General features: G+C 62.4%; 23 protein-coding genes. 8 read left to right on the top strand and 15 right to left on the bottom strand.

What is annotated here, in order from left to right:
• Window positions 1-202: 202 nt before the first annotated feature.
• The 3 genes from PWM43_RS05100 to PWM43_RS05090 all read right to left on the bottom strand — a co-directional run bounded on the left by PWM43_RS05100 (window position 203) and on the right by PWM43_RS05090 (window position 5,476).
• Window positions 203-3,286: an efflux RND transporter permease subunit gene (locus PWM43_RS05100; RefSeq protein WP_289841484.1), complete on the bottom strand. Its 3,084-nt coding sequence runs from the start codon at window positions 3,284-3,286 to the stop codon at window positions 203-205.
• On the bottom strand, window positions 3,276-4,403 hold the full coding sequence (locus PWM43_RS05095; RefSeq protein ID WP_289841483.1) for an efflux RND transporter periplasmic adaptor subunit: 1,128 nt from the start codon (window positions 4,401-4,403) through the stop codon (window positions 3,276-3,278). Before PWM43_RS05095 ends, PWM43_RS05100 begins: the two co-directional genes overlap by 11 nt.
• Window positions 4,404-4,585: 182 nt before the next feature.
• Window positions 4,586-5,476: an S-methyl-5'-thioadenosine phosphorylase gene (locus PWM43_RS05090; RefSeq protein ID WP_289841482.1), complete on the bottom strand. Its 891-nt coding sequence runs from the start codon at window positions 5,474-5,476 to the stop codon at window positions 4,586-4,588.
• 156 nt (window positions 5,477-5,632) lie between these two features.
• On the opposite strand from PWM43_RS05090, the gene hemF reads away from it, so the two are divergent.
• Complete coding sequence (gene hemF, locus PWM43_RS05085; protein WP_289841481.1) at window positions 5,633-6,571, top strand: oxygen-dependent coproporphyrinogen oxidase; 939 nt, start codon at window positions 5,633-5,635, stop codon at window positions 6,569-6,571.
• A 121-nt stretch (window positions 6,572-6,692) separates the two neighbouring features.
• Entirely contained in the window at window positions 6,693-7,817 is a 1,125-nt protein-coding gene (locus PWM43_RS05080) for a hypothetical protein (protein WP_289841480.1), read from the top strand.
• 54 nt (window positions 7,818-7,871) lie between these two features.
• Here the strand turns inward: PWM43_RS05080 and PWM43_RS05075 are convergent, their stop codons facing one another.
• From PWM43_RS05075 to PWM43_RS05060, 4 genes are all read right to left on the bottom strand, one after another.
• Window positions 7,872-8,501 carry a Smr/MutS family protein gene (locus tag PWM43_RS05075; RefSeq protein ID WP_394356033.1) on the bottom strand — a complete coding sequence of 210 codons (630 nt, stop codon included), beginning with the start codon at window positions 8,499-8,501 and terminating at the stop codon, window positions 7,872-7,874.
• Between the two features lie 113 nt (window positions 8,502-8,614).
• Window positions 8,615-10,063: a cytochrome-c peroxidase gene (locus tag PWM43_RS05070; protein WP_394356044.1), complete on the bottom strand. Its 1,449-nt coding sequence runs from the start codon at window positions 10,061-10,063 to the stop codon at window positions 8,615-8,617.
• Window positions 10,064-10,162: 99 nt separating this feature from the next.
• Complete coding sequence (locus PWM43_RS05065) at window positions 10,163-11,026, bottom strand: DNA-methyltransferase (RefSeq protein ID WP_289841477.1); 864 nt, start codon at window positions 11,024-11,026, stop codon at window positions 10,163-10,165.
• Window positions 11,027-11,132: 106 nt separating this feature from the next.
• Entirely contained in the window at window positions 11,133-11,819 is a 687-nt protein-coding gene (locus PWM43_RS05060) for a Tim44/TimA family putative adaptor protein (protein WP_289841476.1), read from the bottom strand.
• 229 nt (window positions 11,820-12,048) lie between these two features.
• Between PWM43_RS05060 and secB the strand changes: the two genes are divergently transcribed.
• A complete protein-coding gene (gene secB, locus PWM43_RS05055) occupies window positions 12,049-12,576 on the top strand; it encodes a protein-export chaperone SecB (RefSeq protein WP_289841475.1) in 528 nt (175 codons plus the stop codon).
• A gap of 69 nt (window positions 12,577-12,645) precedes the next feature.
• Here secB and PWM43_RS05050 read toward each other — a convergent pair whose 3' ends face one another.
• The 3 genes from PWM43_RS05050 to hemC all read right to left on the bottom strand — a co-directional run bounded on the left by PWM43_RS05050 (window position 12,646) and on the right by hemC (window position 15,759).
• Complete coding sequence (locus tag PWM43_RS05050; RefSeq protein WP_289841474.1) at window positions 12,646-13,815, bottom strand: PQQ-dependent sugar dehydrogenase; 1,170 nt, start codon at window positions 13,813-13,815, stop codon at window positions 12,646-12,648.
• A 106-nt stretch (window positions 13,816-13,921) separates the two neighbouring features.
• On the bottom strand, window positions 13,922-14,626 hold the full coding sequence (locus tag PWM43_RS05045) for a uroporphyrinogen-III synthase (RefSeq protein ID WP_289841473.1): 705 nt from the start codon (window positions 14,624-14,626) through the stop codon (window positions 13,922-13,924).
• An 8-nt stretch (window positions 14,627-14,634) separates the two neighbouring features.
• Complete coding sequence (gene hemC, locus PWM43_RS05040; protein ID WP_289841472.1) at window positions 14,635-15,759, bottom strand: hydroxymethylbilane synthase; 1,125 nt, start codon at window positions 15,757-15,759, stop codon at window positions 14,635-14,637.
• 149 nt (window positions 15,760-15,908) lie between these two features.
• On the opposite strand from hemC, the gene tsaD reads away from it, so the two are divergent.
• The 5 genes from tsaD to PWM43_RS05015 all read left to right on the top strand — a co-directional run bounded on the left by tsaD (window position 15,909) and on the right by PWM43_RS05015 (window position 21,406).
• Window positions 15,909-17,030, top strand: coding sequence for a tRNA (adenosine(37)-N6)-threonylcarbamoyltransferase complex transferase subunit TsaD (gene tsaD, locus PWM43_RS05035; RefSeq protein WP_289841471.1), 1,122 nt, complete (start codon window positions 15,909-15,911; stop codon window positions 17,028-17,030).
• A gap of 99 nt (window positions 17,031-17,129) precedes the next feature.
• Window positions 17,130-17,954 (top strand): 23S rRNA (adenine(2030)-N(6))-methyltransferase RlmJ, encoded by an 825-nt coding sequence (locus PWM43_RS05030; RefSeq protein ID WP_289841470.1) that lies wholly within the window; start codon window positions 17,130-17,132, stop codon window positions 17,952-17,954.
• A gap of 1 nt (window position 17,955) precedes the next feature.
• Complete coding sequence (locus tag PWM43_RS05025; RefSeq protein WP_289841469.1) at window positions 17,956-18,915, top strand: NAD(P)H-dependent glycerol-3-phosphate dehydrogenase; 960 nt, start codon at window positions 17,956-17,958, stop codon at window positions 18,913-18,915.
• Between the two features lie 39 nt (window positions 18,916-18,954).
• Window positions 18,955-19,722, top strand: coding sequence for a TylF/MycF/NovP-related O-methyltransferase (locus PWM43_RS05020; RefSeq protein WP_289841468.1), 768 nt, complete (start codon window positions 18,955-18,957; stop codon window positions 19,720-19,722).
• A 145-nt stretch (window positions 19,723-19,867) separates the two neighbouring features.
• Window positions 19,868-21,406, top strand: coding sequence for an APC family permease (locus PWM43_RS05015; protein ID WP_289841467.1), 1,539 nt, complete (start codon window positions 19,868-19,870; stop codon window positions 21,404-21,406).
• Between the two features lie 11 nt (window positions 21,407-21,417).
• On the opposite strand, the gene PWM43_RS05010 is transcribed toward PWM43_RS05015, so the two are convergent.
• From PWM43_RS05010 to PWM43_RS04990, 5 genes are all read right to left on the bottom strand, one after another.
• Complete coding sequence (locus tag PWM43_RS05010) at window positions 21,418-22,293, bottom strand: class I SAM-dependent methyltransferase (protein WP_289841466.1); 876 nt, start codon at window positions 22,291-22,293, stop codon at window positions 21,418-21,420.
• An 18-nt stretch (window positions 22,294-22,311) separates the two neighbouring features.
• The gene (locus PWM43_RS05005; protein WP_289841465.1) at window positions 22,312-22,839 is read right to left on the bottom strand and encodes a YdcF family protein; all 528 of its coding nucleotides are present in this window, start codon (window positions 22,837-22,839) and stop codon (window positions 22,312-22,314) included.
• On the bottom strand, window positions 22,836-23,558 hold the full coding sequence (locus PWM43_RS05000) for a glycine betaine ABC transporter substrate-binding protein (RefSeq protein ID WP_289841464.1): 723 nt from the start codon (window positions 23,556-23,558) through the stop codon (window positions 22,836-22,838). The genes PWM43_RS05005 and PWM43_RS05000 overlap by 4 nt, the downstream gene beginning before the upstream one ends.
• 96 nt (window positions 23,559-23,654) lie before the next feature.
• On the bottom strand, window positions 23,655-25,751 hold the full coding sequence (locus PWM43_RS04995; protein WP_408869595.1) for a M13 family metallopeptidase: 2,097 nt from the start codon (window positions 25,749-25,751) through the stop codon (window positions 23,655-23,657).
• A 97-nt stretch (window positions 25,752-25,848) separates the two neighbouring features.
• Window positions 25,849-26,472, bottom strand: a complete 624-nt coding sequence (locus PWM43_RS04990; protein WP_394356031.1) for a Dabb family protein — start codon at window positions 26,470-26,472, stop codon at window positions 25,849-25,851.
• Window positions 26,473-26,558: the final 86 nt, after the last annotated feature.

Here is a 26,558-nt window from a genome sequence, read left to right as displayed (position 1 = left end):
GAATCACCCGCAAAGACTTTGCGTGAGATCGCAGCTTCCGGATGAGATGTAGGTCGGACGACAGCATTCTGCAGTCACGATGCCGCGACATTACAGATATTCCATAAATTGTTTTTCTATTCTCATACGGCGCAACCGGAGATGCAGCGCTCTCTCCGCACACAGGCCGGGTGCATCCGCGCCCTCGGAACCCGGCGGACTCTCAGCCGACGCGTCGTCCGAACAGTCGGGCGTAAAGCGTCGGAAGCACCAGCAACGTCAGGATGGTCGAAGATATCAGACCGCCGATGACAACCGTCGCCAGGGGACGCTCCACTTCCGCACCGGCGCTACCGGAAAAAGCCATGGGAAAGAACCCCAGACTGGCCACCAGTGCCGTCGCCATCACTGCCCGGAAACGGCTTCGCGCGGCTCCGAAGGCGGCGTCCATCGCACTCTGTCCTTCACGACGCAAAACCAGAATCTGGCTGACGAGAACCACGCTGTTCAGAATGGCCACGCCAAACAGCGCAATGAAACCGACACCCGCCGCGATACTGAACGGCAGCCCTCTCAGACTGAGTGCGAAAATTCCGCCGGTCGCTGCGACGGGCAGGTTGACGAAGACCATGGCCGACAGGCCGAAGGAACCCAGCGCCACGACCAGCAGCCCGAAAATCAGCGCCAGCGCGATCGGCACGACGATCTGGAGACGGTGCATGGCGGACTGGAGATTACGGAACTGTCCGGCCCAGACGATGCGATATCCCGACGGCAACACCACCTCTTTCGCGACCGCGCGTCGGGCCTCGTCAACGAATGACTGCGTATCGCGGCCCCGCACATTGGCCTGCACAATCACGCGTCGCCTGATTCCGTCGCGGTCGATGCGGGGCGGCTGGTCCACAACGCGGAAATGCGTCACTTCCGAGAGCAGAACTTCCGCGCGCCCATCCGCGCGGCGCACGCGCAAGCGTCCGATTTTTTTCTCGTCGCTCACGGACGCGGCGGCGAAGCGGACCTGCGTAGGCACGAGCGCATTATCCACCACCACCGGCCGGCCCGCATGCCCCCCCACGGCTTCGATCACGGACAGAATATCCGGCACCGCCACGCCAAGCCGGGCCGCCCTGTCCCGGTCCACATCCACCTGCAGAAAAGGGACGGTTCCGTTACCTGCCGCAGACACATCGGCGGCCCCGGGAATGTGACGCACAGTATCTGCGGCCCTGTGGGCCAGGCGCCAGAGCGTATCGAGATCGTCCCCGTAAATGGACAGGGCCAGCGTGGTGCGAACACCCGACAGCATGTCATCCATGCGCATCTGAATCGGCTGGGACCATTCGTATTGCGCATCGGGAAGCGTCGCCATCAGCGTCGCATCCATTTTCGTCACAAGTTCGGATTGCGTATGGGCGGTTTTCCACTGTGAGCGTGGACGCAGATAAATGAACGTGTCCGTTTCTTCGGGTCCCATGGGATCGGTCGGGATCGCCGATGTCCCTGTATTGCTGACCACCGAACGCACTTCGGGGAAGCCCAGCAACAGTTTTTCCTGCTCCGTCACCGAATGCAGCACGGTCGGCAGCGAGGCGCTCGGCAGACGGATCGAGGTCACGATCAGCGCGCCCTCCTCAAGCGTCGGCACGAATTCTCCGCCAAGGCGGGACGCACACAGAACCGCGAACGCGAAAACAACCAGAACGGCGGCGATCAGAACGCCGGAATGTCCCTCGCTCCATCGCAGCGCCGGTTCGTAACGGGCCCGCAGAAAACGCACGAAGCGCGTCTCGTGGTCGGGCTCGGGCCTGCGCAATGCCCAACCCGCAAGGACCGGCACACATATGAGCGCATAGATCAGCGATACCACCAGCGCCATGATGATCGTCTGCGCCATGGGCCGGAACATCTTCCCTTCCACCCCCTGCAGGGTCAGGATCGGCAGATAGACCATGATGATGACGGTCACCGCGAAGCACACGGGACGCATGATGGTTCGCAGGGTCAGGACGGCGTTTTCCTGCGCATCGCGTGAAACATCCCGATGGGCGAGAAAATGCTCCACGATGACGAGCGAGGCATCGACGATCATGCCGAAATCTATGGCCCCCAGGCTGAGGAGATTGGCTGAAATTCCGAAGACCCGCATTCCGGCCATCGCGGCGAGCAACGAAACGGGAATAACGGACGCGATGACGAGCGCGGCCCGCCAGTTTCCGATCACCACCCCCAGCACGAGCAGAACCAGCACCGCCCCGATCAGCAGGTTTTCCTTGACCGTATCGATGGTGAGATCCGTGAGTTCGGACCGCCGATAGATCGGCAGGAGCTTCACCCCAGGCGGCAGGGACTTGCGGATCGCGGGCAGCGCCGCGTCGATCCGCTGGAGGACCGCATCCGAGCTCTCGCCCTGCTGCATCATGACGACGCCGAGCACGGTTTCTCCGAGCCCATTGCGCGTGACCGCCCCGAGGCGCGTTCGTGGCCCCCGCGACACCGTGCCTATATCCGTCAAACGGATTGTACGGCCATCCCCTCCCAGCCGGACGGGTATGGCGCCAAACGCTTCAAGATCGGTGACGCGCGCGCGCCCCACGACGATCTCCTGCTCTGCCTGGCGCGTAATCCATCCGCCCCCGGCCGATGCATTGTTGGTATCGATCGCACGCTCGACGTCCTGGACCGAAACGCCGAAGGCGCTCAGACGCGAAGGCTCCAGGGCAATCTGGAATGTTTCCTCGGCGCCCCCGTTGACGTTGATATCCGCGACGCCGGGAACGAGCTTGAGCTGCGGCGCGACGGTCCACGTCATGAGCCGGTTCAACGCCATTCCGTCGTACCGCCCCCCGGTCAATTCGAGCTGCATGATTTCGCCCATGCCTGTCGCGAACGGCCCCATGCGCAGCGACAGTCCGGGCAGTTCGATCATGTCGCGCGCGGTCTGGAGACGCTGGGACACGTATTGCCGATCCAGAATGATGTCGGTGTCGTCGGAAAACTGGATATAAACGACCGAGACGCCCGTTCTCGACACGGAGCGGAGATCAACGATCCCCGGCAGGCCGACCATCGCGCTTTCCAGCGGAAAACTGATCTGTTTTTCGACTTCCTCCGTCGCCAGGCCAGGCAGGGTCGCGGATACGAGAACGAGTCGGGGAGAGATATCCGGCACCGGCTCCACAGCGAGACCCAGAAGGAGAAACATGGCGCCAACGAGCAGGGCCATGACAAACGCAGCGAGAGTCTTCCTGCGGGTCTGAAGTGCGAACCATAGACCCGAACGTGAAGTCGACCCGTTACTCGCCATCCGTCTGCGCCAGTAACGTCATGGATTTCAGGGCAAAGCTGCCGCGTGTCACGATGCGATCGCCCTGGTGGATTCCGCCCTCGATCAACACATCGCTTTCATTCCCCACCCCGGTCCGCACCACATGCGGGATGAAATGCCCGACCCCGTTCGCCACGAAAACAACCGACTCGCCGCCGAGCGTCTGCACAGCCGATCGCGGTACCACCAATCCGCCGACTGACTGATCCGTCTCGATCGACACATCGAGCATCACGCCGGGACGGAACGCTTCGGACGCATGGGACAGGACACTGACGACACGCACCAGCCCGGTCTGCGGATCCGCGAGACCGTCGATGGTCGTCACCTGTCCTTCCACGCTGTCACCCGGCCCCTCGCCGCTGATCCGCATCCGCATCGGCGCCCCGACATGCAGACGGGCGGCATCCTGCGGCAGAACCTGAGCGATAACCCAGATCGAGGACAGGTCCACCACACTCGCGACCGGCATACCCGGTTCGATATCCGCGCTCACGGCTGTGGAAAGCGATTGCACGGCACCGTCAAAAGGCGCGATCAGCACGGAATCCTCGTCCGCAACGATTTTTTCCGTCGTCGAGGTGAATTCCTCCTCGAGACGATGACGAATGGTGCCGATATCGGCCTGACGCGCGACAACGTCCGCCTGCGCCCGGTCCATGATGGCCCGACGCCTTTCCACCTCACCGGAGGAAACAGCGCCGCCCGCCAGACGGCGCCCACGTGCCAGAGCCTCCCGCGCTTCCTTGCCCGCGGCCTGCGCGGAGGCCAGGGAAGCTTCCGCCTGCGCGAGTTGCAGGTGGATCACATGCAGCGAATGGTCGACATATTCGATCAGGGGCTGCCCCGTTTTCACGCGCTGGCCGGGCACGACCAGTACACGGGAAACCTTGCCGCTGCCGGCGGAGCGGATCGTGACGTTGCGACTGGCATCCGCCTGCACGCTGCCCATCGCGTCGACGACCGTATGCAGCGACGAGGCGATCACGACCTGCGTTTCCACACCTTCCGCCTTGAGAGCGGCATCGGAGAGTTCCAGAGCGCGACCTGTCGGCTCGTCAGCCAGAGCACGACAATCAAAGACCGCGAGACTCACAGAAGCGATCAGAAATGCCCGAGAGAAAGGAGAACGCTTTTTCTCCTTCGGTCTCCGGTCTGGGACCCGATGAGCATTGTTCCGATCCATCGTCACGGCAATCCTTTTTTCAACCCCGCAACGGGTTCTGATCGGCTTCGCAGGTAATCGGGATGGAGACATCCCAACCACACGCCAGCATGTTACCGGGCGAGAACGCGTCCTGCCACGGCATCGAGCTTGGCCATCAGTTCAGGATCACGCTTGTCGGCCGGTGTAATGAGCGCATGTTCGAGTGCCCGATCGCAACCGGCGTGACAAGCGCCGCGCGCCTGTCCGAGCGCCGGAATGACGGCGGTCAGGAGCGCGCGCGCGCGCTCGCCATTACGCTTCATCACCTTGATGACGGCATCCACCGTGACGCTGTCATGGTCTTCATGCCAGCAGTCGAAGTCCGTCACCATTGCGATGCTTGCGTAGTCCATCTCGGCTTCACGGGCGAGCTTGGCTTCGGGCATGTTCGTCATGCCGATGACCGAGCAGCCCCACTGACGATAAAGTTCACTTTCCGCACGAGTCGAAAACTGGGGTCCTTCCATCACGAGATAGGTGCCCCCCTTGCGCATGGCGAAGTCGAGCCGCCCGGCCTCACGTGCGATCACGTCGCCGATCCGCGGACAGGTCGGGTCCGCCATCGGCACATGCGCGACACAACCCGTCGTGAAGAAGCTTTTCTGTCGTGCAAACGAGCGGTCGATGAACTGGTCGACGAGCACGAAGCTTCCCGGCGGAAGATCGTCGCGCAGGGAACCCACCGCGGAAACCGCCACGATATCGGTGACACCGGACCGCTTCAGCGCGTCGATATTGGCGCGATAATTCAGATCCGACGGAGGAATCGCATGGCCGCGTCCGTGGCGCGGCAGAAACACGCAGCGCACACCGTCGAGACGACCGAACAGCAATTCGTCGGACGGATCCCCCCAAGGCGTCTCGACCTTGCGCCATTCGCGGTCTTCCAAACCATCGATATTGTAAAGTCCTGACCCACCAATGACACCGATGACCGGTTCGATCATGTCATGCTCAGCCATCTGGCCGCTTCTCCGTAAAAAAAACTGTTGGGATCGGTAGGAACACGAGACGCCCCTCTCCCGCAAGCGGCCTATGTCATCCGCATCACATTTCTGCTATGGGCTTCTCCCGTTCCGCGGGCACGGCCGCCCGCGGTGAGTGAAGCGGAATCTGAGATGAGCGAAACGGCCCCCTCCGTCACCTTCGCCGACCTGATACGGGCCGACGTACCCCATGACGCCCTGAAAACCCGTGCGAGCGCGTGGTTTCAGTCCCTGCGCGACCGCATATGCGCGTCGTACGAAGCCATCGAGGACGAAGCCGCCCAGCTCGGCTCCCCTGTTCTGAAGGACCGCGTGACGGCTGGCCGCTTCGAACGAACGCCATGGACGCGCGATGACGAAACCGGCGCTCTGAAGGGTAGCGGCGTCATGTCCGTGATGCGCGGGCGTGTGTTCGAGAAAGTCGGCGTCAACGTCTCGACCGTCTGGGGAGAATTTTCTCCCGAATTCCGCTCCGCGATTCCCGGTGCGGACAACGATCCGCGCTTTTTCGCCACGGGCGTGTCCCTGGTGGCCCACCCCTGCAATCCGCACGTATCGGCAGCGCATTTCAACACACGCATGATCGTGACGTCGCATGGCTGGTTCGGCGGCGGTGGGGACATCACGCCAATGTTCCCCGACACCGAGGCGGCACAGGCGGATGCCAGGCTGTTCCATGCCGCCTTCGAGAACGCCTGCCAGCGGCACGACCCGGAATATTACCCGCGTTTCAAGAAGTGGTGCGACGAGTATTTTTTTCTCCCGCATCGTAACGAACCGCGCGGACTCGGTGGCATTTTCTTCGACCATTTTGCGACGGGCGATGTCGAAGCCGATTTCGCGTTCACCCGCGACGTGGGGGACGCTTTCGCCGAAGCCTACCCGGCCGTCGTGCGTGCCCGCATGATGCAGCCATGGAGCGACGACGACCGCGACGCGCAACTGATCAGACGCGGCCGTTATGTGGAGTTCAACCTCCTCCATGATCGCGGCACGACGTTCGGTCTGCGTACCGGTGGAAATACCGAAGCCATCCTGATGAGCATGCCTCCGGAAGTGAAATGGCCTTGAGTCAGGCCCTCGTTAACCTCGCGCCGTCCTTTTGCCTCAATGTCGCCTATTCTGAATGGTTCGCATGAACGACGAGGGACACGCATCGATTGAAGAATCGCATGACTCGAGGGAGCCGACGATGCCCGGGGCTGAGACGATGCGAGGGCTGACGCGCCGGGGCCTCGTGCGGGCATTCGGCGGGGCGGCCATGCTGGGCGTCGCGTCAGGCCGTGCACATGCGGCGGTCGCCCTGGATATAGGCGACGATAACGCGGCCTCGGACAGCGCCCGCCCCACGATCATCGTCGGAGGCGCGCCAGGGACCGTGCCGGGGCAGCTTGGCCCTCTGCTTGCCCGCACTCTGGCGTCGAGCCTCTCCGGCGGCATGCCGCTCTCGACCAATCCTGACATTGGACGGGACGGCGTCACGGCCGCCAATGCGTTCGACATCGGCTCCTTTGGAGACGGGTCGACCTCCCTTCTGGTGCCGGGTGCGGCCGTCATCGCGGCCATGTGCGCCGATCAGCGCGTTCATTTCGACTATACGCGCTGGGTGCCCATTCTCATGGCCAGCGCGCCTGTCGTCACGCTGGCGCGTCCGTTCCTGCACGCGAGTCTGCGCGCCCGCGTTTCGGATTTCTTTCGAGACCGCTCCGTGCGTCTGGCGGTTTCACAGCCCACCGGCGCGGAGCTGACGAGCCTGCTCGGACTGTCCATCCTCGGCCTGCGCCCCACGCCCGTGCCGAACATTCCGACCTACAGGGAAGCCTTCGCCGCGCTCTCCGCCGGGACGGTCGATGCCGTTCAGATCACGCCGGGAGCGGAAGGGACAACGCTCGACCAGATTCTGGCGGAAGCACCGGAAGGTGTGACGCCCATCTTCCAGACGGGCCTGATCGACGGCGCCTATCCGACATTCGAACAGGCCTACCAGCAGACGCATCACCGCCTGCCGGACGGCGCCCTCTTCACAGCCTGGAAAGCCATCGCCGCGGCGGCGGCCATTGACGCCGCCCTCGTCGTGCCGATGCTCACCTCGCCCCAGAATGTCGCGCGCTGGCGTCATGCGGCGGAACTCGCCATTGCAACGCCCAACCTTACCGATTGGGCCAAAAACCGCGGGCTCGCCCTGTCCGCCGGGTCCAGCACGACGCGCTTCCTGAGCGATCTCACGCCCGATCTGACCGCTCTCCTGGCCTTGCGTCGATGGGTCAACGCCAACACGCCGCGCTGGCGCGCCCATCAGGAAACGCGCCCGACCTGATGGATCAGGTCGTGGCGTCCAGAAGTGATGCACGCCAGGCGAAGATGAAAAAGACTACGGCGCATTTCCCGGACGTCGCCCGGCCTGACGGGCACGAAGCAATATCCTCACAGCGCCGTGGTTGCGTGCATGTGTATGAACGACAGCCAGAATCATCGGTTTGAGATCGGCACGGCCCAGCCAGAGCGGCAGTTCACGACGAATGACACCGCCCTCACGACCGCTTCCGAGCCCCGTCACGACTTCGACGCAGCGTATGCCATGAGCGCTGCAACGCGCCAGAAAGGCATGAAGCTCCTCGAAGGCATCCTGCGCAAAATGGCCATGCAGATCGAGTGTTCTCTGGGGGCGCATGCGACCCGTCGAGAGCGCGCGCCAGCTTGTATCGTCGAGGCCCGGCCGACGGACTCCGATTTCGACGGCCGTCTGCATCGAGACCGTTTTGCGGGGAGGTTCGGATCCCGCACCGCCAATGGTGAGCCAGACACGCGCAGGCGCCTTCTGCGCTCTCGCAAGAGGCATGCCGGTCGCGGAGGCATCCACAGAGCGTGTCGACATATCCCCGGACTTCCCAGTCACGGTGCCGATGGCCTTCCGGGCCTTTGCCGATTTGAGGGGTTTGATCCCGCGCGCGAAGGCGGACCACAACGCAGCTTCATCTTCTCCCAGTGTCCGCCGCGCCACAACTGATCCTTTTCACCCCTGCTCCTCTCCGCCCCTAAAGGAGAGAGCCCCTGCCGTCCAGAGAACAGCGGGGGCTTCAGGCCGTAAACCATGCGCAGGGAACGCGGGAAGGATCAGGGAGCAGGAGCATCCATGCGAAGCGGCGCATCCGCCGGGACGTCCTTGAGCGGCATGCCGTCATAGGTGCCCGTCAGCGTTTTGAGAAACGCCGTAATATCCGCGACATCCTGCTCGCTGACCGCGTGATCCGTCGTCTGGTAGCGCGCCATGGCACGAACGGCGTCAGGAAGCGTTTTGGCGCTGCCATCATGGAAATACGGCCCGGTCAGCTCAATGTTGCGCAGGTTGGGAACCTTGAAACGTTCAAAATCGTCGCGGCTGCTTGTAAAGGTCTCACGTCCCTTGTCCGCGTCGGTGATGGGGAGTTTGCGATCCGCGAAATACGGGCCTTCCAGCCCCATGATCTCGTAAGCCCCGCCACCTACGGCCACACCGTTGTGACAGGCGGCGCAACCGATTGCCTTGAACCGCTCATACCCCCGCAATTCCTGCGCCGAGATCGCTTTGTTATCGCCCTTGAGATATCTGTCGAAACGACTGTCCGGCGTGACCAGCGTCTTTTCATATTCGGCGATGGCGTCGGTGATCGTCGCCTGATTGACGGTATCCGCGCCATAAACGGCCTCGAAACGCGCCGCATAACCGGGGACCGCCAAGATATGGGCCGCCGCCACCGTCCAGTCATGAGAGCCCATTTCCACCGGATTGGTCACGGGACCAGCCGCCTGCGCGGCCAGATCCCGCGCACGCCCGTTCCAGAACTGCGCAAGGTTGAAAACGGAATTATAGACGGTCGGGACATTGATCGGCCCCTTCTGGTCGTGAATCCCCGTGGCCGTGACCAGATGATCGACACCCCCCTTATCGAGACCATGGCAGCTTGCGCAATTGAGCGTGCCATCTCCTGAAAGCCTCTTGTCGAAAAAAAGATCGCGGCCCAGAGCGGCTTTCTCCCAGTTCACATCCATCTTCTCAGGAATGGGCTGGATGGGCTCCGCGGCGAACTGCGGAGCAACACCCTGTCCAGCATAATGACGCGCGCGCACTTCACGCGTCCAGGCGATCACGTCACGACGCTCCTTCCCGGTCATATACGCATGCGGATGCATCAGCAGATAAGCGCCCGGCGGCATCCGGTTCTGTTCGATGACGGTCTCGATGCGGGTCAGTTGCTCAACCGTCGGCGCCTGCCCAGACCGCAACGCCGCGAGGACCGGCTCGATCCGGAAATGGCGCAGACCCTGCTCCAGATCGCGCGACATGATCTGTTTGGCGATCGGCACATGGAAATAAAACGGTAGATCGGCGCCCCTCGTGTGACAATAATCGCAGCGCGTCTCACGCAGAGCGTTGAACGCCGCCAGAGCGACCGGATCCTTGAGCGTCGGGCTGTCAGCCGGAAGTGTCGGCGCACCGGCGTGATCGAAATGCGTCAGGTAGGCGATCGTCCCGCCATAAGCCACCACGCCCGCGAGGGCCAGTCCAGCCACCGCTTTCTTCACCAAACCTTGCCGCACGCCCATATCCCCCGTCGAAAGTCACTAAGTCGTGACCGTCATGTCAGGATTTGGAATATATTGTCAAAATGATGCTACCAATGATTATGATCGGTCAGGCCGATCAAGCCGTTCCCCAAGAGCTTCCCTGAGACGCGCGCGCGCGACGGCGACGTATCGGGTATCGCGGTCGATGCCGATCCCGACGGCCCCGACGGACTCAGCCGCCAGTAGGCTCGTGCCGGTTCCCATGAAAGGGTCGAGGACGACCGACCCGTCGCCCGCTCCATGCAGTTTCAGACAGGCCAGAGGCAGAGCCACGGGAAACGTGGCCGGATGGAGAAATTTCTGTTTCCGCGTCTGAACGGTTTCGTAGGGAATGAACCAGGTGTCCCCACGGCAGCGGCGGTCGGCCGCGTGTTGACGTCGGGCAATATTGGATTTGTCCGTAAACGGAACGCCTGCCGCGAGACGTTCGAGCGGCACGTTGCCGTCGAGAGTCAGATGAAAAACGTGCTCATGATTACGATTGACGTAGCGGGAGGAATTGACGGGTTTGAAATGACCGTGCGTCACATCCGCGATGGCGACGGACTTGATCCACGTGATATGATTCTGAAGCACGAAAAGCGCCCTGAGGCGGACCATGAGTTCGAATGGCAGCCAGGGCGCCGCCGATGAACCGGCGATGTTCAGAAAAAACGATCCTCCCGGTCGCAGGACCCGCGCCAACTGGGCGGCTATGGCCGTCATCCAGTCGAGATAAGCCTCTTCCGTCAGGGAATCCTGATAACTGCGGTAGGACAGGCCGATATTATAGGGCGGCGACGTGATCACCACGTCCACGCTCCCCGCCTCCATGCGACGCAGCACCCGCAGGGAATCCCCCCGGATGAGCGTATGAGGCCCGACCTCTTCCCGACGCGTGCGGATGTGACAATCGCTGGAGACAGCGGCGGCTCGGGTCACGTCACGATGGACCTTCTCTTTGGGCGGTCGCCTGATGGAGCCCAGAGGCAACCATCGCTGCCATGCGTCATGAAGCTGCTGCCTAAATGATGCCCGGAACGACGGGTCAGGCGGCGCGTACCGAAGCAAGACGCCAGGATGCGCCCGAAACCGGCGCGCCGAAGATCCGCTCGAAACGCCACAGATCGGAGAACTCCGTGACGGACTCGGTTCCGACGAGCGGCTGGGCATCGCGGTCATGAAGAAGACTGATCTGACGGGAGACGATCAGCACGTCGATCGTCCCCTCCCTCTGACCGTCCGCCAGCGTCGTCAGGACAGCGTCCTGAATGGCCAGCGAGTTCACCGCGACGATTTCGGTTTGCTGGACCTGCTCCTCGGCTTCGCGCGCGTCGATCGCCGCTACAAAGTCCTTGCAGGCGGCTGGCGTGAGCGCATGCGCAAGCTTGTCGCGATCACCCATGGCGAACGCGGTGACGATCGCGCGGAAAGACGTCTCCGCGCCCCGGAGGAACTGCGTGGCCGAAAAGCCTGGATCGGCCTTTGCGATCTCGACCAGGATATCACCCACACGGGTGCCAGGCGCGGGGACATCGAACGACGCCGCGGGCTCGTCCGTTTCGGGTTTCGAAGAAGGAGGGACCACGGGCGCCACGGCAGCGGCGGGAGACACGGCGACCATGGGCTCGCTGCCCATCCTCCGGCCAAGCACGCCGCGCAGCCTGTAAGCCAGCAGCACGCTCACGATGCCGAATATGATGATATCGTACGGAATATGGGATAGCGCGGACATGGACAACGGAACTCGCAAAATACGGACGTCCCTTTAGTTAGGTTTTTGTCCGCGGCTTCACAACCGATACGCGTCGTTTTCTCTGCGTGTGTCGCGACGGCGAGAAAGCCCGATGGTTGAACCGCCGCCATCATTCGGCTGTTGGCGACTTCGCCGCTCCATGCTACCGCCGATGAAAGAATGCCTGCGTCGCCCCGGCGCGGGCATCGACGTCCTATCGAGAGAGCCTATGTCCGAGACCAATACGCCCCCCGCCAATGACGCCATGGAAAACGCCGGACCGCCGGGCATCCCGCTCACCATCAACCTGCAATACACGAAGGATCTTTCCTTCGAGGTGCCCGCGGGCGCAGCCATTTTCCGCACGCTGCGCAATCCTCCCCAGGTGGGCGTGAACATCGACGTGAAGGTCGAATCGCTCGAGGAAAACGACCCCGTTTACGAAGTCACGCTGGTCACGCGCGTCGAAGCCTCCGAAGCGCCTGAACAGGAAGGCGGCAAGCCCGGTCGCACGGTTTTCATCGCGGAGCTGTCCTATGCGGCCATCGTGACGTTGACCAACGCCCCTCAGGAACTGATCGAGCCACTCCTGCTGATCGAAGTACCCCGCCTGATCTTCCCGTTCGCTCGCGGCATCATCAGCGACATCACACGTGACGGCGGCTTCCCGCCCGTGGTGCTGGCGCCGATCGACTTCATGGCTCTGTGGCAGTCCAAGCGCGCGGCCCAGTTCCCGGAACCCGCCGGCCACGCCTGAACCGGCTCCGCGAAACCCTGACGCCCTGACGGCGGCGTCGGGGCTGAAAAGCCTGTAACGGCGTCCTTTTCAGGACGCCTTTTCTTTGCCGACCAGGCGAAAGATCGCGCCCTGACGGTCGTCACTGACCAGAATCGAGCCATCAGAAAGCGGCTGGACGTCCGCGGGCCGCCCGGTGACCTGACCATCAGGCGTCAGGAAATTCATCAGGACGATCTCTCCCTTCGCCGTGGCGGTTCCTGTGGTCGGAACGCGCGGCAACCCGATCACCCGGTATCCCGCATATCCCGTCCGGTTCCAGGAGCCGTGTTCCGCGATGACGACGCCTCCCCGAAGTTCCGGCATGGCCGTGCCCGTGTAAAACCGCATGCCCAGCGGGGCCAGATGCGCGCCGAGCCGCACCGCGGGAGGCGTATAACGCTCGCAAGGATGCCCCTGGCCGAGTTCCGGATCGGCAAGATCGCCCTGATGACAATAGGGGAAGCCGAAATGCGCCCCGACCTTATCCAGCCTGTTCAGCTCGTCACTCGGGAGGTCGTCGCCCAGATTATCGCGACCGTTTTCGGTAAACCAGAACGTGCCCGTGCCCGGCTGCCAGTCGAATCCGACCGTATTGCGAACCCCTGACGCGATCCGCTCGCGCTGCGAACCGTCGGCGTTCATACGCAGGATCGTCGCGAAATCAGGGCCGGTGTAACAGGCGTTACAAGGCGAGCCGATCGGGACATAAAGCTTCCCGTCCGGCCCGAATGCTATGAATTTCCAGTCGTGATCGCCCTCCTTCCAGGGAAGGTCGTTGACGATCACCTCTGGCTTCGCAGGGGCGTCGAGATGATGAAGAACGTCGCGTACGACCAGTATCCGGCGTATATCGGCGATATAAAGATCCCCGTTGCGGTAGGCGATTCCGGTCGGCATCTCGAACCCGCGCGCGATCACACGCACTCGGGTCGCTTTTGTCGGACTGAGCGGATCGTAAGACAAGGCATAAACATTTCCCGCCGTTTTCGACCCTACGAACATTAGCCCCGGCGGCCCCGCGGCGAACTCGCGGGCGGATGGTACGCCGGGTGCGAAAACGCCGACGCCATAGCCCGGAGCCACGGCGGGCAGGATCGGCGTCGCAGCGAATGCGGGCGTGACCCTCGCGAGAACGGCGAGAACGGAAAACGCCATCATCGCGACGGCGCTTCGCCTGCGCCTCACGCGCGACGCCCCACCTGGCTGACCCTGCGCCATTTTATCCTCCCTGCTTCCGCTTTCTTCCGATGTATGCCGGAGTCCTCGATCGCGCCTACGAAACTTGCTCACGACATTCGCCCGCGACATTTACAGAGGAAGCTTGTCAGGGACGCCCGAGAACATCAAGCAAAGCAGCCTGTCCCGGTTGACGCGCGACCTCGATAGTTTTCCAGTCCTCACGACGAAGCCCGGTCGCAACCTGCTCTGACAGGACGACCGCCCGGCACGCCCGGAGAGCGGGTCGCCACGCTTGCGCGGCAAGGTTAAAAGCGCGCGCCGTCGCTGCCGAAAAAAACAGAACGGCATGCGTTTCATGGGCGTCCAGCGCCTGAGACGCCTCATCGGAGAGCGTTCGGATGGGAGCGATCTCGTAGGCGATACGGCGCACGACATGCCAACCATTCGCACGCATTCGGGCGGCGAAATCCTGCCCAACGCGGCTGCCGGTCGGAAGCAGGATGCGTTCACCCCGTTGCGGTGAATAGCCGAGGAGATCCAGCAGGCTTTCAGCATCCCCCTGCGCCGCCCGAACCTGCGTAAAGCCGACATCGCGCGCGCGTTCGGCCGTCGCCGTGCCCACAGCCAGAATCGGACTGTCTGAAGGCAGCGCCGCCGCGCAGGCCGGAAGCGCCTGCCCGCTCGTCACCACGACACAGCGAAACACTCCCGGCGGCCTCGACATCGCTTTATGTCGGATCTCGAGCATCGGAGAGGCGATCGGTCGCCACCCGAGATCTTCCACCCGGGCGAGCGTATCGGACAGTCCCGGCTCCGGACGGGTGACGATCACGCATCGACCGGAGTTCATCGGTCTGGTCAGTTCGGCGCGATATCCGCGAAAATATCCGCGGGAGACTCCGCCCTGAGCGACGCGCCAAGCTCCTGACCGAGCCTGTACGCGTCCGCAGGCGCTCCGCGCACTTCACGGCGCAGAAGGAACGATCCATCTTCGCGTGCGACGAGACCCGTCAGAACGAGGTCGTAGGCACCCAAGGGGCCGGGCGAAACCTCCCCGTTTTCACGCGGGAGAAGCCGCGCATAACCACCGATCGGCGTGCGGCACGATCCGTCGAGAACGGCCAGCAGCGAACGCTCGGCGGTTGCGACCGCCCGGGCTTCAGGATCTTCGATGGCCGAAAGCAGGTCGAGCAATTCCTCGTCCGAAGAACGCGCCGTCACGCCCACGATGCCCTGTCCCGACGCGGGAAGCATGTCGGCGGGCGAGAGAATCACATCCGCCCGGTCTTCCATGCCAAGCCGACGCAACCCCGCCAACGCGAGCAACGTGGCGTCGCAAGCTCCTCCCGCCAGCTTGTCCAGACGCGTCTGGACGTTGCCGCGCAACAGGCAGAACCGCAGATCGGGCCGCCGGTGGAGCATCTGCGCCTGACGGCGCACGGACGAACAGCCGACCACCGCGTTCATCGGCAGGATATCGAGCGGGTCCGCGTCGGGCGGCAGCTTGGCCAGTTCGGCGCGCAGACGCGGATGAAGGATCAGGACATCCCGGGCATCTTCGCGCCGCAACGTGCAGGCCAGTTCCAGACCGGGGGGAAGAGTGGTCTCGAGATCCTTGAGGCTATGCACGGCAAAATCGATACGGCCCGCCGACAAAGCCTCATGTATTTCTTTCGAAAACAGCCCCTTGCCGCCGATTTCTGCGAGAGCACGCGAAAGGACCTGATCGCCGGTCGTGCTGATCTGGTGTTCCTGAAACGCGCCCATGTCCCGCAGAACAGGACAGAATCGCGTCAGCCGCGTGAGGAAAGCGCGTGTCTGGACCAGCGCCAGCGGAGAGCCTCGTGTGCCGACCCGCAGGGGAAGCGTCCGCTTGTGGGACGGCGGATGAGATTCGGCCTGACGTCGCATCGCTTCGGCGGCAACGCGTTGCAGGGAATCAGCCAGGGCGCTCACGGCCCCGATCTGCGGGTGTGCGTTCATGCGCGATACGTAGTCCACGCGCGCGGGCGTGAAAAGATGTCATATGCAAGGCTTTCCAAGCCTTCATCTGAGGGGCCGTCCGCCGTTCACACAGTCACTGGCGCGCTTCGCTCTCGCGTGGAGCGCGGCGCGCACGTATATCGGTCGTCATGACTGCCGATACACGACCTGATCTGCTTCCAGGAGGTCTGCTTTCCGGAGGCCTGCTTTCCGGGGGCGCACTCCTCGCCATTGAGTCATCATGCGATGACAGCGCATGCGCGATTCTGGCGGCGGACGGACGCATTCTTGCGGAAGCCGTGCATTCCCAGAACGAACACGCGCCGCTGGGCGGCGTCGTGCCCGAAATCGCGGCCCGCGCCCATCTCACGGTGCTACCCGGACTGGTGGCCCGCACCGTCGAACAGGCAGGCATGACACTCGGCGAGATCGGGGCTTTCGCAGCGACCACCGGCCCGGGCCTGATTGGCGGCCTGATCGTCGGAAGTTCCTTCGCCAAAGGACTGGCGATCGCACGGCAACGGCCTTTCATCGCCGTCAATCACATCGAAGCTCATGCCCTGACGCCGCGCCTGCCCGGCCTCTCATCGCCGCCGCTCTCCTTTCCCTATCTCCTGCTGCTGGTTTCGGGCGGCCATTGTCAGTGCGTCGCGGTTCGCGGCATCGGCAACTATGAAAAGCTGGGCGGCACGATCGACGATGCGGCGGGCGAGGCGTTCGACAAGGTCGCGAAACTGCTCGGCCTCGGCTGGCCGGGCGGACCGGCCCTCGAAAAGCTCGCGCGCGAAGGCGATCCAACAGCCGTGGCACTTCCCCGCCCGCTGATGGGACGCGCGGGCTGCGAGTTTTCTTTCTCAGGCCTCAAGACCGCCGTCGCACGCGTGCTCGCGCCTTATGGACGGGAACCCCTGCCGCGTCAGCACGCCGCCGATATCGCCGCAAGCTTTCAGCGCAACGTTGCGGACGTCATGGCCGATCGTGCCGAAAACGCGCTGGGCATGGCGCCGGACGCTTCCGCCCTCGTCGTCGCCGGAGGCGTGGCGGCGAATGGCGAACTGCGCGCAAGACTCGAAACTGTCGCGCATCAGCATGGCATCCGCTTCGTTGCGCCGCCGTTGCGCCTGTGCACCGACAATGCCGTCATGGTCGGCTGGGCAGCCCTCGAGCGTCTGCGCGCGCGCTCGACCCTCGATCTCGGCATGGAGGACGAACTGGCCGTCCTTCCCCGCCCTCGCTGGCCGCTGGATGAACTGGTCCCCGTTCACGCATGAAAATCCGGCACGCCTGAAAATCCGGACAGACAGGCGGAAAGCCTTGCCCGGAACATCCGCTTCTGGACGCCGGAGCCGCGCCGCCATACGAAGACCGGCATGAACTACCGACATGCCTATCACGCCGGCAACTTCGCCGATGTGATGAAACACACCCTTCTGCTTTCTCTCCTCGCGGCCCTCGGACGCAAGGACGGCGGTTTTGCCGTACTCGACACCCATGCGGGTTGCGGTCTGTACGACCTGTCTGGCGAGGAAGCCGAAAAAACGGGAGAATGGCGTGATGGCGTCGGGCGTGTTCTGGACAGCGACGCCGAAGTTCTCGCGCCCTATCTCGCGACGATACGCCGCCTCGGAGCACCGGCGTGCTATCCCGGCTCGCCCGCGCTCATCGCCGACGCTCTGCGCCCTCAGGACAGGCTGATGGCCTGCGAACTCCATCCCGATGACGTGCGGCCATTGCGGCGCCTCTTTCGTGGCAACGCGCAGGTCGCGGTTCACCATCGGGACGCGTATGAGGCCATGCGGGCGCTGCTGCCGCCGAAGCCCCAGAAGCGAGGCCTGGTGCTCATGGACGCTCCGTTCGAACAGACCGACGAATTCTCCCGGCTCGCCAGCGCGATCGTGGAGACGCGAGAGCGCTTCCCGACGGGAGTCATCGCGGTGTGGTATCCCATCAAGCACCGCGCGCCCGTCCGCGCCTTCTTCGATACCCTCCGCGACCAGGGACAACGCGCGCTCCTCGCCTGCGAACTGAATCTTCGGCCGCCCCTCGATCCCGCGCGTCTGAATGGCAGCGGCCTGCTGGTCGCGCGGCCACCTTATCGTTTCGACGAAGAAGCCGCTTCGATCCTTCGTGCGTTGACCCCATTGCTGGCCCCGGAAAACGGCGAAGCTTCTGTAGAATGGATCGCGGAGGAATAGGATGGCGGAGCGTCATATCGCGATTATCGGAGCGGGTGCCTGGGGGATCGCCCTGGCCTGCGCCGAGGGTCTTGCGGGACGCCGCGTCACCCTGTGGATGCGCTCCCCCGTGGCCGGAACGGTGCGCAGCCTGCCGCGACTTCCCCAGATTTCCCTGCCGGACAACGTTTCCGTGACGGGCACGTTTCCACTCGACGCGGACCTCACACTGCTCACGGTACCGCTGCAAACCCTGCGATCCGTGGCAGCCCGCCTGCCTGGCACGTCTCCGCTCGTCGCATGCTGCAAGGGTGTGGAAAACGTTACTGGCGCGCTGCCTCTGGACATTCTGGCCGAAACACAGCCGCACCGGTCGCACGCGATGCTCTCGGGTCCGAATTTCGCCATCGAGATCGCCGGCGGTCTTCCCGCCGCCGCAACGCTCGCGGCAGCGAGGCTGGACGACGCCCGACGCTACGCCGCCCTGCTCTCCACGCCGACGTTGCGCCTATACGCCAGCGATGACCCGCTGGGCGTGCAGATCGCCGGCGCCGCGAAAAATGTCGTGGCGATCGCTGCCGGGATCGCGATCGGAGCTGGACTTGGCGAAAATGCCCGTGCCGCCCTCATCACCCGCAGTATCGTGGAAATCGGGCGACTGACGGAAGCATTGGGCGGCAAAGCCGCCACCATCGCCGGTCTAAGCGGCCTTGGGGATCTGATATTAACGTGCACAGGCGCAGGTTCACGGAACTATAGTCTCGGTATTGCTTTGGGACAGGGCGAGACACTCGACACAATCCTTCGCAGCCGGACGACGGTCGCGGAGGGCGTGGCGACGGCTCCCGCGCTGCTTGCACTCGCACGCAGACACGGCGTCGATATGCCCGTCACGAATGTCGTGGCGCGGTTTCTCGACGGCGGTATCGATCTCGCTCGGGCGCGAGAGCTTCTTCTCGAACGCCCGCCCACCGTGGAGTGACACGGTGCCTGGATAAGGACTTCTGACCCGATCATGTGGATGCGAAACGAAAAGCTGCGCCGTTTCATCGGTGGTAATTCCCTGGCCCGCTCGCTCACCTGCGGTCTTCAGAACCGGCTTCAGATGAGTCTTCTCGCCGGTCACAAGAAACCCGTCACCATCGAGCGCCTGCGAGACGCCACGCGACGCAGTGCTTCCCTGCTCAGCAGTGACGAAGCCTTCATGCTTCACGAGTTCGCCCAGGCCCAGGCCGCGCTTCCTGGCGTCATGGCGGAGTTCGGTGTCTATCAGGGCGCATCAGCCGCCGTGTTGTGTGCCGCCAAGGGTAGCCGCCCACTGCATCTGTTCGATACGTTCGAGGGCCTCCCTGAGCCCTCGACAAAGGACGGGAAAGTTTTCAGCAGCGGGCAGTTCAAAGGCACGCTCCCGCGCGTGAAGAATGCGCTCCGGGGCTATACGGATGTGCATTATCATCGCGGTATTTTCCCTGAGACCGCGCATGGTCTGGAAGACCTGCGCTTCAGCTTCGTTCACCTCGATGTGGATCTTCACGACGCCACGCTCGCCGGGCTGGAGTTTTTCTACCCCCGCATGGTGCCGGGCGGAATCATTCTGACGCACGATCATTCCATTATCGAAGGCGTAGCGCGCGCTTTCTCGGAGTTCTTCGGAGACAAACCGGAACGCGTCATCGAACTTGCAACGACGCAGGCGATGGTCATTCGCAGCGCACCTGCGGAAGCCGGGAAACTGCGCGAGCAGCAGCCATGGATGCCCGGTATCGTCAATGGCGGTCGAGCCGCCTGAATCCGCACTTCCAAGCTCCTTCCGTAACCAGCGATTTCGCACGAACAGCCGCGTGCACAGGACCGGTTGCCGATAGCCCTATTGATAACGAAACGAATGGGGGTCACATTCGCGGTCTTGATCCGTGAGAACCCCCCAGGAGCCGATGTCAGAGACCCGTCCCGACGCCTTCAAACGCAATCTTGGCCTTCTCGATCTCACGATGATCGGCTTTGGCTCGATTTTCGGGTCGGGCTGGCTCTTCGCCGCCGCGCATGTCGCGGACGTGGCTGGTCCCGCCAGTATCCTGTCCTGGATCATCGGCGGCGTCGCCGTCCTGCTGCTCGGCGTTATTTACTGTGAACTCGGCGCTGCCCTGCCCGTCGCGGGCGGTGTCGTCCGTTTTCCCGAAACATCCCATGGCCCGGTCGCGGGTTTTTTAATGGGTCTGATCACGACCATCGCTTTTACGAGCCTGATCGCCATCGAAATCGTGGCCGCGCGTCAATATGCTGGGGCTTGGATTCCCGGCCTCAACAGGGATGCGGCCGGAAATCCGACACTGACGGGCTGGTGCCTCCAGACGGCGGTCCTCGCCGTTCTCTATGCGATCAACCGGCGTGGAATCGCCACGTTCGCGCTCATCAACAACATCGTCACCGTTTTCAAATTCTGCGTGCCGGGGCTGGTCATCATTCTGTTGCTCGCCCACATGCACGGCGCGAACTTCTCGGCTCATGGCTTCGCCCCTCATGGCGCTTCGGGAGTTCAGGTCGCCGTTTCCACGGGCGGCATCATTTTCGCCTATCTCGGGCTGACGCCGATCCTTGCGGTCGCCAGCGAGGTCAAAAATCCCCAACGCACGATTCCGATCGCCCTCGTAGCATCCGTGGCGCTTTCCACCCTGGTGTATGTCCTCCTGCAGACAGCGTTCATCGGTAGTCTTCCGGCGTCGGAACTGGCCAATGGCTGGAATGACATTTCCAGCCATCTTCCCCTGCCTTTCCACGATATCGCGGTTGCTCTCGGACTGGGGGCACTGGCAACGCTGGTCGTCATCGACGCCATCCTGTCACCGACCGGTACCGGCAACATCTATCTCTCCGCGACGCCGCGCGTCGTCTATGCGTGGGCGAAAGGCGGCACGCTTCCTGCCCTGTTCAGCCGCGTGGACGCGAAAACCGGCGTCCCCGGCCCCGCGCTTGCCCTGAGCTTCGCACTGGCGCTCTTCTGGACCCTGCCCTTTCCGTCGTGGCAGGCCCTGATCTCCGTCGTCTCCTCAGCCCTGATGCTCAGCTATGCCCTCGCCCCCACCAGCGCGGCAGGATTGCGACATAGCCGCCCCGACATGGCGAGACCTTTCCGCGTTCGCGGCTTCGGCCTCCTCTCTCCGCTCTCTTTCGGCATCGCCACACTGATCGTGCTCTGGGCAGGCTGGAACACGCTACGCTGGCTGATGCCGACGGTCATGGTTCTGGCGCTGGCCTTGATGGCCTGGCGCGCGACAACCGGCGGCAGGACCCTGCTGCGGGCCGATATACGCAGCAGCAGCTGGATGCTCGTCTATTTTCTTGGACTGTTTGCTCTTTCATGGGCAGGACCATTCGGCGGCCGCAGCCTCATGAATACGGCGGGAACAGACGTCGCGGGCATGATCGGCGCCTTTGCTCTCCACGAATGGGCGCGTCGCGCAGCCATTCGCTGAACTCCTATTCTTCAGATTTTCTGGAGGACGATCATGACCTGCGGCAGTCGCACCGGATTGTCGAGAAACTCAACCAGACGGAACAGACTGCCCCACTGCTTGACCACGTAATTCCGGGGAATAATCGCCTCGCCGTAATGCGCCTGCGGATGAGGTGCCTGAACGGACGCGGCATGCAGAAACATTCCGGCTTCATAACGTGAATTCGCGTGGGCCTCATCCGTGAAACTGTCCGCACACGCTTCATACCATCCGTGCTCGAGACGCATTCCCGAAGCCCGACGCGCTCTCATTTCGGCACAGAATCCGATGAACCGGCGACTTTGGGTCGTCAGAATGGCGATACCCCCCGGTCTAAGCAGGCGATGAAACTCGCGGATCCAATGACCGGCGAGAAATTCGTCCAGATGCGAAAATACGGACCAGGAGGTAATGAGGTCGAATGTGCCATCTCCCATCAGCAGGGGGGGCACCAACTGGCAAGACAGGAAATTCAGAGCCGGATTGCAGCGTCGCGCCTCGATCAGGAATCGCGATGTCGAATCCACCCCGAACAGATTGTCGGGGCGCACGTCTTTCATGAAAAGGCGCGTCACGCGTCCCCAGCCGCAACCGAAATCGAGAACCCGCGTCTCCGGCATCACGGGGCGGCCGACATAGGAACAATAGGCCTTGATCTCACGATAAAATACATGAGCCTCGTGTAGCGACACCTCTCCGCTATGGCCGTGAATCTCGCGCTGGAGATCATCGGGCGGGAAGCGCGGCATATGCGCGCCATCTATTTCAGGAATCTGGAGAGACGATACCAGAATGGAAAGCCAGTCCTCGTCGCTTCGGTTCTTAAACGTATCGAACACGGCGGAAGCGTCAGGAGCCTGAAACATCAAACCACACCTGTTCTGTTAACGAAGACACGAACGATGACGAAGCATCAGAAAACCATCCCACAGGATGGCTGGAATTTCTCTCAGACGCCAATAGACCCGATACACATAATCATGATCACCGCGTTCGCGCCGTTCTTCAAGCGCCCGCATACAATACACTTTCCAGCCGAGCATCCGCATCAACAAGGCGCAACGCGGCAGATGATAGCGACTGGAACATACCCATACAGGCCCTGCATATCCCCGCGCACGCAGAAAATCGTTGCAGAACACAACCGAGTCGAACGTATCGGTCGCCTGATCTTCGAGCCATACTTCAGATCCTGACACTCCGTTTGCCTTGAGAAGCGCCGCCATGATCGCGGCCTCACTCGGCCCGGAACGCTTCTGACGGTGGCTGACACCGCCGGTCAGGAGAATCCGTGCGTCCGGATGATCAGAAGCAAATCGCGCCGCAGCGGCGACCCGAAGCCGCATCGCCCTGCTGGGCGTATTATCCGCTCTGGGAGCCGCCCCGAAAACAATCACCAGTGATGCGTTCAACGCGGGATCAGACGACCCCGCTGCCAGGATTCCGCCGCATCTTCAGGATCAACGCCTTCAACCCTGATCAGATAATCCAGAGCACTCATGACCTTGTTGCCGAGCATCATCTCCGAAAGCTCGTCGATCATGTCGGAGTCCAGGCGTGACGCCACACTCTCGCGCAAAATCATACACGCCCGCATTTCCCGACCGAGCCGAAATTCCGGATCCTCAATCTGGTGCAAAACGTCGGCATGGAAAAGCGCATGAGGCTGTGCCAGCGCCACAATGCACGGCCTCGCCTCCGAAAACCGGATCACACGATCGTAAATTTCCTCGTCATCGACGATCTCGATGGAAACCCCGCGCAACGCAGGAAGCGTCTCCAGGGCGGCCTGAACGACAGGCGCAAGCTCGGGAGTCGTGATGACGCAGGCCACGTCGCCCGTGCCAATCCTGTCGATCGGCGGCAGGGGAGTCGTAGCAGCCCATAGATTCTGCGGCAGATACAACTCGCCCAGGGACCTGAAACCGGCGTTGACGAGCTTTTCGTCACGAGGGAGCCAGACGGAAACGAGCAGATCGATCTCGCCCGCTTCCAGCATATCCGGAAGTTCATCCGGAGACGCATCGACGAACGACACATCCATTTCATAGGCATCGAGCACCCGCGCTACGGCTGCCGCACATCCGGCATGCAATGTGTCGCGCAAGTGGCCGAGCGTTATGCTGGTCATGGATGCGTACTCCTCGTGAAGACTTCAGAATGTGGTGTCACACCACCCCTGCCACTTTTTGGCAAGCCTAGAGCGCGGCAGGAGTGGAAGACATTTTTACCAGATCTTCACGCGTTCTTCCGGTGTCAGATACAGCTTCTCACCCGGCTTCACGTCGAACGCCTTGTACCACGCATCGATATTGTGCATCGGGATGTTGACGCGGGCCTGCGGCGCCGAATGCGGATCGACCGTCGCATAATTGCGCGCCGCATCGTCACGCACCTTCTCGCGCCAGACCTGGGCCCAGCCCAGGAACACGCGCTGGTCACCCGTCAGGCCATGAACGACCGGCGCGGGCTTGCCATGAAGAGAAGCGTGATAGGCGTCGAGCGCCAGCGTCAGACCACCAAGGTCGGCGATGTTCTCGCCCATCGTCAGCTTGCCGTTGAGATGCGTGCCCGGCACGACCTCGAACGCGTCATACTGCTTGCCGAACTTGTCCGCGAGCGCCTGGAAGCGCTTGACGTCCTCGTCCTTCCACCACTGGTGAAGGCGGCCATGCTCGTCGAACTGACGGCCCTGGTCGTCGAAGGAGTGGGTCATCTCATGGCCAATCACACCACCGATCGCGCCGTAATTGACGGCGGCATCGCCTTTCGGATCGAAGAACGGCGGCTGAAGGATCGCAGCGGGGAACACGACTTCAACCTGCGTCGGGTTGTTGTAGGCGTTCACGGTCTGCGGCGTCATGAGCCACTCTTCGCGATCGACGGGCTTGCCGAAGTGGCTCAGTTCGTACTGCCATTCGAAGGCGCTCGAACGCTCCATGTTGCCATAGATGTCGCCATTCTTGACGACCAGGCCGTCATAGGTGCGCCACTTCGCGGGATAGCCGACGATGATCAGGAAGTTGTTGAGCTTCTGCTCGGCCGCGTCACGCGTCTCGGGCGCCATCCACGTAACATGATGCAGTCGCTCGGCGAAAGCGGCCTTAACCTGCTGGGTCAGTTCCGTGATGCTGGCCTTGGCCGAAGGCGGGAAATACTTGTCGACATACACCTTGCCGATCGCAAACCCCATGGCGCGGCCCGTTGCGCCGACAGCGCGCTTCCAGCGCTCCGACAACTGCTGCTGGCCGTTCAGCTCATGAGCATTGAACTCGAAATCGGCCTGCACGAAGGCCTTTGAAAGCGCCGGGGCGGCGTTGTCAGCGAGATGGAAGGCCAGCCATGCCCGGATGACATCGAGATCCGCCGCCTTGATGACCTTCGCGGTTCCGGCGACGGCGCTGGGCTCGTCGACAATGATCCGGGTTCCGGAGATATCGCTGGTCGGAAGGCCAGCCGCCTTGAACAACGTGATCCATTCGATGCCTGGCGCACTCTTGGACAGGTCGCCGATCGTCGTGGGATTGTAGGTCTTGACCGGATCACGGCGATCCACGCGCGCCCACTGAATTTTTGCGATCTCGGTTTCGAGCGCCACGACCTTCGCCGCCGCGTCCGCCGGATTCTCCCAGCCGACGAGACCCAGCATCTTGGCAATATAGGCCTGATAGGCCGTTTTCTTTTTCGCGAATTCCGGTTTTAGATAATAGTCGCGATCCGGGAGACCGAGACTACCCTGACCGATTTCAAGCGCATTCTGCGTTGGGTCTTTGGCGTCCGGACCAATTCCAACGCTGAAAGGATTGAACTGGAACGAACTCTGTGCCCTGCCGAAAAGTTCGGCGAGGGAAGCGGCGTCATGGACGGCCTTCACCTGATCCAGATCGCCCTTCAGAGGCGTGGCGCCGAGCTGTTCGGCCCGCGCTTCGTCGAGGAACGTCGCGTAATAGACCCCGAGCTTGGCTTCCGTCGTCGTCGGATCACCCGCCGGAGCGGTTTTGCCCGCAGCCGTCAGAATACCCTGAACGCGCTCGCGCGCGACATCGGCGAGGATCGAAAACGGACCGAACGTCGATTTGTCAGGGGGGATCTGGATATGATCGAGATAGGTGCCGTTGGCATAGCGAAAGAAATTGTCGCCAGCCTTGACGCTCTTGTCCATCCCGGCGACATCGAAGCCCCAACCGTTCTTGTAGGGCTGAACCTTCTCGGAAGCGGCGTGAGCCGATGCGCCGCCATTCAGGGCGATCGCACTCACTGCGGCCAGAAGACCCAGAAAACGCGTGCGTTTAACAGAATTCACGTTCTGTATGCTCCTATACATGCATTCAATCCTAGCGAAAGCAGGATATTGCATCACAGCATACAGTTTGTTTCAGCGTTGCACAGATACCAACGTCGGAATTTAGCGCTCCCGGAAATTAACGGCCCCGACGCTTGCCATGTGAAGCGGACGGCGCGGACACTGCCTGCACGGAGAAATCAAAAACGACCACCTTTTCAAGATAGGGGGCCGCAAACTGCTTGAAAGCTTCATGAGCCGGATCAAAATAGGCCGAATCTGTAATGACCGGCTTGCCGACGTAGTAATTCCTGTCTCCTTCCGAACGGAAGGTCAGCAGGAATGCCTGCTGAAGACCGTCATCCGTGCCCTCTCCGCTCGTCTGCATGCCTGTCTCGATCGACACGACCAGAGGCTTGCCATCGGCACGACGGGAGTCCTGAGCCAGATGCAGGAATCGAGCCGTCACCTCGGAACGCTGCGCGGGGGTGCTGGAAGACTTGTAGCGGAACATCACAATATGACGCAGTGTCCCCTCGTGCCAGTTCGGCGCCGTGAAGGCCGCCAGACCGACCTGTGCCGCAAGCTGCTGGAGCGAGACGGTGGACGCGGAAGGCGTGGCTCCGACCGGAACGGGTCCATAGGAGGCGATCGGAAGCGAGTAGGGATCGGCTTTCGCGCCTGTCGCAAAGAAAGAGCAGGTGGCGAGCACGACTGCGGACGCCATGCCGCATGACGTACGAAAACTGGGACGATAGGTCATCAGAATAACTCCGACTCTCGACGACGGGTTCACGTTCCATCCTAACCCAATTGGGGGAGCCGGAATGTAAAAAACATAACAGATTA

The organism is Brytella acorum, assembly GCF_029309905.1.
GTDB lineage: Bacteria > Pseudomonadota > Alphaproteobacteria > Acetobacterales > Acetobacteraceae > Brytella > Brytella acorum.
The sequence above is the reverse complement of the archived record's forward strand: the minus strand, read 5'-3'. Positions and strand labels throughout refer to the sequence as shown.